This window comes from Nocardia sp. NPDC050406 (assembly GCF_044459025.1).
Taxonomy (GTDB): Bacteria; Actinomycetota; Actinomycetes; order Mycobacteriales; family Mycobacteriaceae; genus Nocardia.
The window spans coordinates 1,332,297-1,343,836 of the sequence record NZ_JBITIM010000002.1; the positions used below are offsets into that span (position 1 = coordinate 1,332,297).

General features: G+C 69.5%; 13 protein-coding genes. 7 read left to right on the top strand and 6 right to left on the bottom strand.

Annotated features, from left to right (window positions below; genetic code table 11):
• Positions 1-30 precede the first annotated feature (30 nt).
• A complete protein-coding gene (locus ACIBH2_RS19325) occupies positions 31-222 on the top strand; it encodes a hypothetical protein (RefSeq protein WP_397119185.1) in 192 nt (63 codons plus the stop codon).
• On the opposite strand, the gene ACIBH2_RS19330 is transcribed toward ACIBH2_RS19325, so the two are convergent.
• From ACIBH2_RS19330 to ACIBH2_RS19340, 3 genes are all read right to left on the bottom strand, one after another.
• Complete coding sequence (locus tag ACIBH2_RS19330) at positions 219-1,133, bottom strand: esterase/lipase family protein (protein WP_397119187.1); 915 nt, start codon at positions 1,131-1,133, stop codon at positions 219-221. The genes ACIBH2_RS19325 and ACIBH2_RS19330 overlap by 4 nt on opposite strands.
• A gap of 143 nt (positions 1,134-1,276) precedes the next feature.
• Entirely contained in the window at positions 1,277-1,585 is a 309-nt protein-coding gene (locus ACIBH2_RS19335) for a T6SS immunity protein Tdi1 domain-containing protein (RefSeq protein ID WP_397119189.1), read from the bottom strand.
• A 292-nt stretch (positions 1,586-1,877) separates the two neighbouring features.
• Positions 1,878-2,453: a YdeI family protein gene (locus ACIBH2_RS19340; protein ID WP_397119191.1), complete on the bottom strand. Its 576-nt coding sequence runs from the start codon at positions 2,451-2,453 to the stop codon at positions 1,878-1,880.
• A gap of 159 nt (positions 2,454-2,612) precedes the next feature.
• Here ACIBH2_RS19340 and ACIBH2_RS19345 point away from each other — a divergent pair, with 159 nt between their 5' ends.
• On the top strand, positions 2,613-3,053 hold the full coding sequence (locus tag ACIBH2_RS19345) for an Ig-like domain repeat protein (protein ID WP_397119193.1): 441 nt from the start codon (positions 2,613-2,615) through the stop codon (positions 3,051-3,053).
• A gap of 63 nt (positions 3,054-3,116) precedes the next feature.
• Here ACIBH2_RS19345 and ACIBH2_RS19350 read toward each other — a convergent pair whose 3' ends face one another.
• The 3 genes from ACIBH2_RS19350 to ACIBH2_RS19360 all read right to left on the bottom strand — a co-directional run bounded on the left by ACIBH2_RS19350 (position 3,117) and on the right by ACIBH2_RS19360 (position 5,364).
• Positions 3,117-3,875: a VOC family protein gene (locus tag ACIBH2_RS19350; protein WP_397119195.1), complete on the bottom strand. Its 759-nt coding sequence runs from the start codon at positions 3,873-3,875 to the stop codon at positions 3,117-3,119.
• Between the two features lie 97 nt (positions 3,876-3,972).
• Positions 3,973-4,755 carry a hypothetical protein gene (locus ACIBH2_RS19355; protein ID WP_397119197.1) on the bottom strand — a complete coding sequence of 261 codons (783 nt, stop codon included), beginning with the start codon at positions 4,753-4,755 and terminating at the stop codon, positions 3,973-3,975.
• A 72-nt stretch (positions 4,756-4,827) separates the two neighbouring features.
• Positions 4,828-5,364 (bottom strand): lipoprotein LpqH, encoded by a 537-nt coding sequence (locus ACIBH2_RS19360; RefSeq protein WP_397119199.1) that lies wholly within the window; start codon positions 5,362-5,364, stop codon positions 4,828-4,830.
• Between the two features lie 147 nt (positions 5,365-5,511).
• Between ACIBH2_RS19360 and ACIBH2_RS19365 the strand changes: the two genes are divergently transcribed.
• From ACIBH2_RS19365 to ACIBH2_RS19385, 5 genes are read left to right on the top strand one after another with little or no spacing between them, the layout of a single operon-like run.
• A complete protein-coding gene (locus tag ACIBH2_RS19365; RefSeq protein ID WP_397120889.1) occupies positions 5,512-6,906 on the top strand; it encodes a hypothetical protein in 1,395 nt (464 codons plus the stop codon).
• The gene (locus ACIBH2_RS19370) at positions 6,903-7,949 is read left to right on the top strand and encodes a hypothetical protein (RefSeq protein WP_397119201.1); all 1,047 of its coding nucleotides are present in this window, start codon (positions 6,903-6,905) and stop codon (positions 7,947-7,949) included. The genes ACIBH2_RS19365 and ACIBH2_RS19370 overlap by 4 nt, the downstream gene beginning before the upstream one ends.
• Complete coding sequence (locus tag ACIBH2_RS19375) at positions 7,949-9,454, top strand: tetratricopeptide repeat protein (RefSeq protein ID WP_397119203.1); 1,506 nt, start codon at positions 7,949-7,951, stop codon at positions 9,452-9,454. Before ACIBH2_RS19370 ends, ACIBH2_RS19375 begins: the two co-directional genes overlap by 1 nt.
• Complete coding sequence (locus tag ACIBH2_RS19380) at positions 9,451-10,737, top strand: CHAT domain-containing protein (RefSeq protein WP_397119204.1); 1,287 nt, start codon at positions 9,451-9,453, stop codon at positions 10,735-10,737. The genes ACIBH2_RS19375 and ACIBH2_RS19380 overlap by 4 nt, the downstream gene beginning before the upstream one ends.
• Positions 10,738-10,767: 30 nt before the next feature.
• A complete protein-coding gene (locus ACIBH2_RS19385) occupies positions 10,768-11,535 on the top strand; it encodes a DUF4184 family protein (RefSeq protein WP_397119206.1) in 768 nt (255 codons plus the stop codon).
• Positions 11,536-11,540 lie beyond the last annotated feature (5 nt).

Here is an 11,540-nt window from a genome sequence, read left to right on the forward strand (position 1 = left end):
CCGCCCCGGTTCTCGATTGGAGCTCTCGACATGACCCACACCGCCGAAACCGCCACCGACTACGTCATCACCGCCGTCGAGGCGAAGGGCACCGCGACCAGGCACGACTTCGATATTCCCAGCATTGTCACCACCACCCACTACCTCACCGAATCCTGGGATTTCGACAGCGTGGACCCGAACACCTTCTGGAATATCGCCGCCACCTTCCTGCGGCCCTAAGGGCAGGGGGACTCGGGGTACTCGAGGTTCAAGGCCCGGTGGACGTAGTACGCGACGGCCGGTGATTCCGGGAGGATGCCGTGGTGGAAGGTGTCGGTGGGACACAGGTCCTGCACCCACAGGTTCTCGACCGTCGCGCCGCGGCCCGCGCGCAGGAAGGTGGCCTCGGGCGGCGTGACCACGCGGTCGACGCGGCTGGCTATGGCCGTGTAGTGGATGCCGGGTTCGGTGTCCCCGGCGGCATTGAGGGTGCGCAGGAAGTCGCTCTTCGAAAGCTGCTGTGCCGCCGCGGTTCCGAGTGCCATCGAGATGAGGCCGTCGATGGTGCCCGTCGCGCTGCCGGTCGGCAGCAGTTCGCCCAGGCCCTCCGCGGTGGTGCCGTGATGGGTGGCGGCGATGGTGATGAGACGTTCGACGGTGTTGCGGGCGGGATTGTCGCGGTGCGCGCCGCCCTCGAAGCGCAGGTACTGGCGCACCAGCGGGCCGCCCTGGGAGTGCGCGACGATATCGACCTTGGCCGCGCCGGTGGCGGTGCGCACGCGGTCGACGAAGTGGGCGAGTTCCTTGGCCGAGGAGCGAATGTCGGCGGTGCCGTAGACGCCGGGATCGACGCCTCGGACGCTGTGCGGGGCGTAACCGTAATTGAGCGAGAAGACGCAGAGGCCTTGGGCTTTCAGCTGTGGGGCGAGTACGTCCCAGGAGCTCTGGTTGCCCCAGGTGCCGTGCACGAGCAGGACGGGGCGGGCGGTGGTCGGCCGACAGGACCAGTCGTTCGCGCCCGAGGGTGCGGCGCTGCCGTCCTCGACGGTCTCCGCGTGGGCCGATCCCGCCGCGATCAGGCTCGCGGCGACCAGTGCCGCGCAGCGTAGGCCGAGTCGCCCGAGGCCCCGGCGCAGGACATGCGAAGGCATTGGGGCACAGCTCCTTTCGCCAGCAGTGGGTTCTGCGTGGCAAATTCGGCTGTGTCCGTGCCGACCTCGTCATCAGGTGTCGCGGCTCATGGAACCATGGGGGCGAACGGGTGGCAAACACCCGGTCGGAGTGGCGCGCGAGGTCACTCGAACCCGTGCGCCTGCCCCACCAGATCGAAGAACACCCACACCCCGCCCTTGTCGTACGCCTCCGGCTCCTCGGACCCGCCCAGGAACGGATACGGCGTCGCGATGTACACCTCGTCCTCCGCCAACGCCCCCAGCCGCCGCCGAATGGCCGAAACATGGTGGGGTTGCAGCACATACGTAATGAAGTCCGGATCGAACAGCACCCGCTCGACGAACCCGTCCACGTCCCCGAAGACCCCATAACTCTTGGTCCCCGCACTGTAAGGATCGAGCACCGCGTACTCCCCACTCCGCGTGCTCATCACAAACGCGTGCCCCAAATCCGAATACCCGAAGACCATGTCGAACCGCGGAAACTGCTCCGCCCACACAGGCATGACCTCATCGAGGCGCCGAGGCTTGATCAACCGAAACGGGATACTCACCGAGCCATCCAACCAGACCCTTCCCGCCTCTCGGACACTCGTGCCCCGCTGCCTCCGGCAGCGGGGCACGAGAGGGGATAGTGGGCAGGTAGCGGTCCCCTAGACCGCCGTGGGATGGCGGGGCGTGCTCCGTGCGCGTGTGGGTCGACATTGCGGCGTTTGCGGCGGGTCAGGGCGTGTTGCGGTCTGTCAGGGTGCGGAGGGCTTTGTCCAGGCGGGTTTTTCTGGCTTCGGGGGTGCGGGCTTGGAGGAGGGGGAGGAGTAGGAGGTAGCGGGTGGTTTTGTCGAGGGCGTTGTAGGCCTCGTTGGCGGTGGGGTTGGTGGCGAGGGCGGCGGCCAGGTCTGGGGGGAGGGTGGCGGTTTTCTGGGAGTCGTAGGCGGCGGACCAGCGGCCGTCGGCTTGGGCTTTGCGGATTTCGGCCAGGCCGGGTTCGCGCATTCTTCCTTCGGCCAGGAGGGCGGCGACCTTGTCGACGTTCACTTGGGACCAGAGGCTTTTGGGGCGGCGGGGGACGTATTTCTGGAGGTAGTAGCGGTCGTCGAGGGTTTTGCGCTGGCCGGAGATCCAGCCGTAGCACAGGCCGATGTCGACCAGCTCGTCGTCGGTGACCGAGGGGATGCCGGATTTCTTCTTGGCGACCTGGACCCAGACGCCCTCGCCGCGGGTGTGATGCGCGGCCAGCCAGCTCTCGAATTCCGCGCCGCTGGCGAAGGTCCTGACCTCCACACCATCGAGTTCGTCCACCTGCCCAGGCTAGCGTCGCCCACCGACACGATGTCGGTATGGCAGCCTTTCGCGCACGCGCCGATTCGCTTGCGCTATAACCGGTCCCGCGTCGGATACCCTGCCTGGCGATTCGAGGATCTGGCCACGTTCGACCCGGGGTAACAGCGAAAGGGAACGATGAGCGGATTGGGAATTTCGCGCGGTATCGCAGGCACCGCGCTCGCGGCGGCGGCGCTGACCATGCCGATGGTGTCCGCACCGCACGCGCTCGCGGCGACCGCGCCGACCATGGCGGTCTCACTGACCGGCTCGGCGCTCGGCGCGGCCCGGCTGGCGGCGGTCAACTGCACGCACACCGCCACCGCGACGGTGAAGATGCCCGACGGCAGCCCGGTCTCCACCGGCTTCGTGGACTTCACCAGCCGACTGCCCGGTATGCCCGGCAATATCGTCGGCACCGTGCCGGTCACCAATGGCACGGCCAGCATTCCGTGGACCCCCGATATCGACGGCCAGCACGTCATCAGCGCCGTCTACTTCGACGGTCCGGCCGAACTCCGGCCCGCCGCCAGCTACACCACCGTGACCGCCATGAACACCGGCGGCCTCTGCGCCTGACCGCACCGACAGCGAAGCGGCCGACGCCAGCGTGGCGTCGGCCGCTCCGTCATCAGGGCCGTATCAGGGCTGCGCCGACTTCATGATCCGGAACTCCGCCCCGAACGGGTCGCGAATTCCGGCGATCCGGCCGAACGGGGTGTCCTCGGCGGCCAGGCTCACGCCGCCGCCCGCCTCGGTGGCCCGCCGCAGCGCGGCATCGACATCCTCGATCTCGAAGTAGGTCACCCACCTGGATTTCGGCGCGGACGGCTCGGCCTGAATCCCGCCGATGGGCCGCTCGTCGGGCCGATGCAGCACCGTGAAGTCGAATTCCGGCAGTGGTTCCGGCGTGTGGTCGAAGACCGCGACATAGAAGTCGCGTGCCGGTTCCGGTCGCGCGGTGAACAATTCGTTCCACACGATCGACCCCGGCTCGTTCACGATCTCCGCGCCGATGTGCGCCCGCCCCTGCCACAGCCCGAACTGCCCGCCCGTGGTGTCGAAGGCGATCGCCATCCGCCCCTTGTCCATGACATCCATCGGCTCCATGGGAACCTGCCCGCCCGCATCGGTGATGCGCTTGGCGGTTCCGTCGCAGTCGTCGGTGGCGAAGTAGACGCTCCACCAGAACTCGCTGGCGTCGGGGTCCGGATTCGGCATCATCGCCGCGACCGGCTTACCCCGCACCAGACACATCGTGTACCGCCCGGTCTCGGCCGGACCCTCCTCGAACTCCCACCCGAACACCGCGCCGTAGAACTCCATCGCGCGTTCGAGATCCGGAATGCCCAGGTCGACCCAGCTGGGAGTACCGTTCGGCGGCGCCTGCGTAAGCTCCATCCCTCACTCCTCCATCACATGCGATTACGCTGACCACCCCCATCGTTCTCCGCTGACGACCCACCGTGGGGCATTCGGGCATTTCAGCCCGAACCGGTCAGGTATTGACCGGTAGCGAGATCACCACCTCCCGTTCGTTCTCCGGCAGATAGTGCACCTGCACGATCCGCCCCACCTGGACCTGCGCCACGCTGGCGGGCGGCAGGAACTTCTCGGTCCGTGTTTCGAAGCTGGTGCCATCCGGCCGGGTGACCACGAGCGTCAGGTCCAGCCGCGAGTGCCCATCGCGGATCTCGCCCGGCACGGCGAGCGCGCGGACCACGGCCTGGGCGGCGATGCCGCGGCGCGCGATATCGAGCTTGGCGGGAGTGGTGACGCCCTTGCGAATCATGGCGGCGTTCATGGCCTCCTGGGCCGCCGACGCGTCGCCGGAGAGGTCCACCTCCACGCGGTCGGTGCGGTCGGGCAGATAGCGGACGGGCAGCACCACGCCGGGACGCAGCAGCGACAGTTCGGTCAGCGGGACGATCATCTTCGCGTACGCCGGGAAGATCTGCCCGTCCGCGCCCTCGACCTGGAAGTCGATGCGGACCTGGGGTTGGTCGTTCAATGTCACCCCGGTGTGGCCGACGGACCGCACGGTGCCCAGGCCCATCAGCCCGTCGCGGAACTCGCTGCTGTTGGTGCCGGTGAGCGCGGACAGGATGCTGTCTCCGGTGAAGGCGAAAGCCATGGGCACCAGGGTGATCGCGATCATGGGCAGCGCCATGTGACCGCCGACCCAGGGCAGCAACGATGTGGAGGTGAGGCTGGCCCACAGGTAGTAGGCGAGTGACAGGCCGAGGAAGGCGAGCGCGGCGGTGCGGATGCGGGTTTTCATGATGACCTCGAAATCTGGAGTGGGGGAACGAATCCCGCTCATGCCCGGCGCGGCATGAGCGGGGGAGCGGAATTACGCGCCGACGACGGTGGAGCAGACGAAGGTGATCTCGAACTTCGAGTTCTTGGCCCCGGCAAGGGGATTGGACATATCCGGGGTGCCGACACCCTCACCGGTCACCGTGTAGGTGGAGCCGTTCTTGACGACCGTCGCCGAACCGCCGGGCATGCCGTTGCCGAAGCCGACGGCGTAGGGCAGCCCGTTGTCGCCGCCCTTGCTGCCCGCGATACCCACGGCCTGCACCGTGGAGTCGCCGGTGACGGTGGCGCTCACGCTGAGCTGTCCGTAGGTGGAGTTGGCGGTGTCGGTCAGCGCCAGCGCCAGCGTGTCGCCCTGTTTGGCGCAGGTGGTCTCGAAGGCGGCGTCGAGGGCCTTGCCGTCGACCGTGGCGGCGGACTTGCCGGACGGTGCGGTGGTGCCGGGCGCGGTGGGGGCCGAACTGGCGGTGGCCGGGGAGCTGCCGGAATTGTCCGAGCAGCCGGTCAGGACCAGGACCGCGGCGGCGGTGGCGGCGACGGCGGCGGTGCGGCGAATCGACATGGCGTTCATGGTGTTTCCCTGTTCTCTCGGTGCGGCTCGCCGGTGGAGCCGATGCGAGAACGGTAGAAAGGACCGGTCGCCCTACCGATCCCAACTTTCGGCGCGCGACGGGTGCGGAAACTCCGCTAACCTGGGCGAATGCGACGACCGAGGGCGATGGTGCTGGATGAGGTCTGGCGTCGCCTCGAGGGTGTCGAGGCCTTGAGCGGACCGCACGGCGGACCGCTGCGCCGCACCGTGAAATCGATCCTCGACCCGCTGGTCATCCGCCCCGTGCAGCACCCCGAATGCGCGGGCGCGATCCTCACCCCCGACGGCGCGGTGCTGCTGGCCACCCGCCTGCACGCCGCCGCCGACGTGCTGCGCGCCACCGCCGCCTGGTTCACCCTCCTCAAACAGACCCGTCGAGCGCTGCGGATCACCGAGGGCAACGCCCAGGACCTGTATTTCCAACGCTGCTTCGAACTGGCCACGCTCTCCGGCCTCCCCGACCCCGTCCGTGATCGCCCCGCCGCCGAAGCCGCCCTCCGCGAGATCCACGGCCTCACCGCGGGCCGCACCACGCAGGCCCTGCGCGAGTACCTGGCCGACCCGGTGCGCGGACACGAGTTGAGCGAACTGATCGCGATCGCGTGGCGACGCCGCCCCACCGCCGTCCCGCCGAGCCCCGCGATGACCTTGGCGGAGCTGCTGGACGCCTGCGCCGCCGCGCGACCCGGCGCGCAGGACCGGATCGGTACCGCCGGTCGATCCGATGCGGTGGACGTCGACGAAGCGGTAGCCGCGCATCTGGGCGCGCACAGCGGAATTCGGCTGTGGTACGACGAAACCGGCGGTGCGGCAGCAGAACTCGGGCTCACCGCGCATCCCCTTCCGCGGCCGCCGAGGGTGGGAGAGTCGGCCTCCACCGCCACCATGGCTCTACCTTTCGACCGCTCCATTCACGAGCGGGTGTTCACCGTCCTCCAGGTCTCCACGGAACGCGCCGAGCTCCCGCCGATCCCGGAACTGGTCAGCGCCGAAATCGCCCGCGCCTGCGCACCCTGGGCGCTGCTGGACGAATCCCTGCGGCTGGTGGCGGCGGCCGGAGCGGTGCTGGCCACGCGCTTGCGGCCCATGGGAGATCCGCCCACGGGAGTCGGCCCGCGCGCCGAGCCGGTCACGGCTCTCGGCGACCGCGGCGATGCGCGGGAACCACACGGCCCGCTGCCCGGTATGGCCGCCGCGCGGGTCGTCAACGGTCGCTGGGAGCGCGAAGCGTATGTGCTGCAGGCGCGGCGGATGGCGATCGGGGTGGAGGCGGCGGGGCCGCTGGCGGGAATCGCGGCGGAGCTGCGGGTGCCGTGGCGGCCGTATCTGCGGCGGCTGTGGGCGCGTCTGCACGGGCGGGACGTGCGGGAGATGTCGGTGTACGCGGCGGATGAGCTCTGGGATCTGCTCGATGGGGTGGCGCGGTCGGTGATTCTCGACCACCGGATGCGGGTGAAGCGGGCGTTGGCGGCGATGGACGGTGTGGCCGACCATGATTCGATGGAATCGAGGGCGGGATGACGAATCCGGAGGTGCGGATCGCTCGCTACGGGGACGGGATCAGCGTGGTGGCCCCCGCGGGGGCGTCGACGGTGTTGGAGCCCTCGGCCGATCTGGATGTTCTGGTGTTGGAGGTCGCGGGCGCGCATCTGACGTGGAATCTCCTTGCCGGGCACCGGATTCCGGCGGCGGTGATTCATGACGTCGAGCGTGCGCAGGAGTGGCTGTGGGCGATCTACGGCGAATCCCTGGCCGTGTCCCTGCACGATTCCTACTCGGCGACAGTCACTCCCGAACCGGCACTGCCACCCTTGGCCGTGAGCGCCTGGCGACTCGCCTACGCGCACTGGGCCGCCCGCTGGTGGCCCGCCTCGACCCTCGACGACATCCCCGCACTCGATCCTGCCCTGCTGGACCGGGAGACAGCTACCCTCACCGAGGAGTGCGAATCCCTCGTGGACGGCGCCGACGCGATCGCCCCCGCCGTACTCGCACCGGTCGAAACCTTCCCGCGCGCTGATGATTACGCCTTGGCGGCAGGCACCGACCACCCCGATGGCCTGGTCCTCGCCCGCGGAGTAACCGGCTGGGACTGGCGACTCTGTCCACCCGGCCTGGTCGACGCCTCCGAACGCGCCGTCTCCTGGGAGCTGACCCGCGCCGGTGGCACCACCACCCTCGGAGTGAACGTCGCCGCCGCCCCGAACACCCCAGCCGAGGTTCCCGCGTACTTGATGCCTTGGGCGCGAGCCGAATCCAGCGGCGCGACGGTCGATATCCCCCTGCGCCCCCGACCGGGCGCGTGGTTCGGCGAGGCCCCCATCGCTACGACAGCGACGGCGGTCCACGTCACCATCCATGTCCCGGGATTCGGCGTGGGGGAGAACCGGACCGCCGCGGTGATGCGCGATCCCGCCGTGCAGGCGGTCCGCCGCCGCATCAGAGAATTCGCCCTGGCCCGCCTCCGCTACGCTGCCGAACCTCCTACCGGCCCCGACCCGAACGCGTACGACGTCCCCTTGCTCGCCGAAATCGCGGCCTCCGCCCAGGATTCGGACTTCTGATGAATCTCGGAGGTGAGGGCGAATCCGACCTATTGCGTGCCGGGGCGCGTGCACGCGAGCACGGTGACCTCGCTACCGCCCTGCGGCTGTTCGAGCAGGCGGCACGCGAGGAGTCCGGAGACCTGCGTCTGTGCGCTCTCGTCGATATCGCCTGTGTGACAGACGAATCGGGTGACCACGCCCGTGCGGTCGAACTTTTCCACGCAGCGCTGGCACAGATACCGCCCGACGCGCCACGCCTGCGCCCAGCCGCCCTGCTCAACCTCTCCCAGGCACTGCAACGCCTCGGCGACCTCGACGCCGCGCAGCACGTCCTCGACCAAGCGCGCACCCTGCTGACCGCCGACACCGCCCCCGGCGAACTCCGATTCGCCTGCCTGGTCTCCGCCACCGCGCTCGCGCTGCACCGACACCAGTGGCCCCGAGCCATCGAACTGGCCAACGAATCTCTCACCGCCGCCCGCCGTTTCGCCCCCGAGCAGGCCGGACACCCCCTCATGAACCTCGCCGCCGCGCACTTCGAAACCGGCCGCTGGGAACTGGCCGAGGATTTCGCCACCCAGGCCCTGGCCGCCTTCGAGGCCGTCGACGACCGCGACGGCATCGCCGAGTCCCGCCAGAACCTCGCTCTTATGCGCACCCGCACAGGTCGATTCGACGAGGCCGAACCCCTCCTACGAGCCGCGCAGGAGTTCTTCGAGACCGCCGGTATCGCGCACCGCGCCGGAATCGGCTGGAAGCTCACCGGTTTCATCACCGAGCACCGAGGCGATACCGACGGGGCCGCCCAGCACTACCGCCGGGCCCTGCACCGCTTCGAGGAATCCGGTGCACTCCTCGACGCCGCCGATGTCCGTCTGCGCCTGGCCACCCTCGCCTGCGCCGCACACCAATACGCCGACGCCGCGACAGAGTTCGCCGCCGCCCGCGCCACCTACGCCGCGCGAGGGCTCGGAATGCACTGCGCCCAACTCGATTACTGGCACGCGGCGCTGTTGGAACCCCTGGTCCAGGCCCGGCCCGACTATCTGCCCCAAGTGCTCGATCTGGCCGTCCCGGCCGCGCTCGCGCTCGACGCGGTGCGCTACGAACTACCCGACGGAGCCCAACGCCACGCCTGGAACAGCCGTATCGCGGATCCGGCCCTGCGCGTGGCCTTCCGCTACGCCTATCTGGCCCAGGACGCCCGGCTACTCGCCGACCTGATCGAAACACGCTGCGCGGGAACGATTCCGGAAATCACGACCATGACCACCACGCCCTTCCCGGCCACCCTCGACCTGCTCGAACCCTTCGACCCGCCGACACCCTCCGGCCCCACCTCCGACGCTCTGCAACTCGGCTCCGCCCTCGCCGCCGTGGCGGCCAGCGCCGGACTGCCGGTCTCCCCACCCCCACGCGTCGCCGTCGCCCCCGACGCCCATATCGCCCTGGCCGATTGGATCACCGCCGCCGAACAACGCTACGGCCGTCGTCTGCGCGACGACCGAGTGGTGCAAGCATGAGCGCCGCACAGCCGACCGCCGTGATCCGCATGGCCGATGCCGGTGACCTCTACCTCACCTGGCGCTGGGAGGACGGCAGCGCACCCGGCGGCGTCAGTGTCATCGCCGAAGCGCAGGTCGAGGCCGCGGTGGGCCGGTTCACCGCCGCCCTGCCCGCGCCCGGACATCCGGGCGGCCTCGAATCCGCCCTCACCACGGGCGAACTGGCGACCTACGAGACCGAACACGCACTGGCCCAGGGACTGTCGGCGACGTTCCTGCCCTACAACCTCGCGGTGCGACTCCACGAACTCCATGTCGCGGGCATACGCCCGCACCTGCGCATCCAACCGTCGCCGCGCGTCGCCCAAATCCCCTGGGAGCTCATGGCCCCCGACCCGGACCTGCGCCTGGTCGATATCGCCGACATCAGCCTGCTCGCACCCGCTGGAATCGTGCACGCACCCGCCCGCGCCGCGCGATCCTGGGCGCACACCCACGACCAGCCCGTCGTCGCCATCCTCGATCCGCGCGTCCCCGGCTTCCGCGCCGACTCACCACTCGGCTCGGTACTGGGCCGCATGGACCCCACGGCCCCGCTGGCGGCACTCGTCGAGCAGGCCCGAGATCGCTTGGTACCCAAGGTCGCCGACCCAGTCGACGCCTTCCGCCGCACCGATCTGGACCGCGACTGGCTCGGCCGAGTCCTGCGCGCGGGCGCGTCCCGCCTGCTCTACGTCGGCCACGTCACCGCCGCCGCCCCCGCCTCGGGCCACAGCGAATCCGCGACACTGCATCTCGCGTGCACCGCCGACACCATCGGCTTCGCCCCCGTCCAACGCGACCACCGACCCCTCTCCGCCCGCGACCTCCTCTTGGGCACCCACACCCTCGCCGACCACCCCCGCACCGGCCCGCAACTGTGGCCCATCCCCAGCCGCGTGGCGCTCATCGCCTGCGAGAGCGGCGGCGACCTGCGCTTCGCCGAACCCCTCGGCCTGCTCGCCGCCATGCTCACCGGCGGAGCGGAACTGGTGACCGCGGGCCGCTGGCCACTACCCACCGACCTGGCCTTCCATCGCCTCGGCGGCGCCCCCGCGACCTCCCGCCCGCTCCAGGAGGCCGTGCGCGCGATCGATGCCGCGCACGAATCCCCCACGCCGGTAACGGTTGTGAACGCTTGGCAGCGTGAGCGCGCGGCCGCCTGGCGCGAAACCGGCAGCATCGAGAATTCCCCGCTGGTGTGGGCGGCCTTCGCGACCATCGACACCCGCACAACCGAGGAGATGGCGGCATCGCCCTGAGCGTCCCCGACTCCCCGTAAGTTGGCCGCTATGCCCTTCACCCTCGCGCACCCGGCGGCAATCCTCCCGCTGCGCCGGTACCTGAGTCTGCCTGCGCTGGTGGCGGGTTCGATCGCCCCGGACATCCCCTACTACCTGCCGCTACCTGGTGACGTTCACTCCCATTCCATCGCGGGGCTCTTCGGCTGGGACCTGCTGTTCGGGCTGATCCTGCTGGCGCTTTTCCAGGCTCTCACCGGACCGGTGCTCGCCCTGGCACCGGCTGGTTGGCGGAATCGAATAACGAGGCCACACAGCGTATTTCGCCCGGTCAGACAACTCCTCGCCCTTCTGGTCTCGGTAATCACCGGCGCGGCAACACACTTGGTGTGGGACGCGTTCACGCAAACAGATGGTGCCGCCGTACAGGCGTGGTCGTGGTTGCGCGTCCCCGTAGTCGAACCACACAAGCTCTACAACGTGATCGGATACGCATCCTCGATCGGCGGCCTGCTCGTAATCGCCGCGGCGATCGCGACCTGGTACCGCCGCACCCCACCGATCCCTGACCGCGGCCGCGCCCTACGTGGACGACAACGGTGGATGGTCGTCGGCGGCCTAGCCTCGACGATCGCCCTGGGAATCGCAATCGGCTTGTCCGACCCCGTGATTCACGTCAGCGGCTACGACCTGGTCCGCCGCATCCTCATCGGCGCGGTACAAGGCGGCACCCTGGGCCTCCTGCTCTATGCCGCCATATGGCAGCTCTCCCGCCCCCGATACCGGGGGCGCGACAAGTTGGGGCTAGCTGGAAAATAACCGCT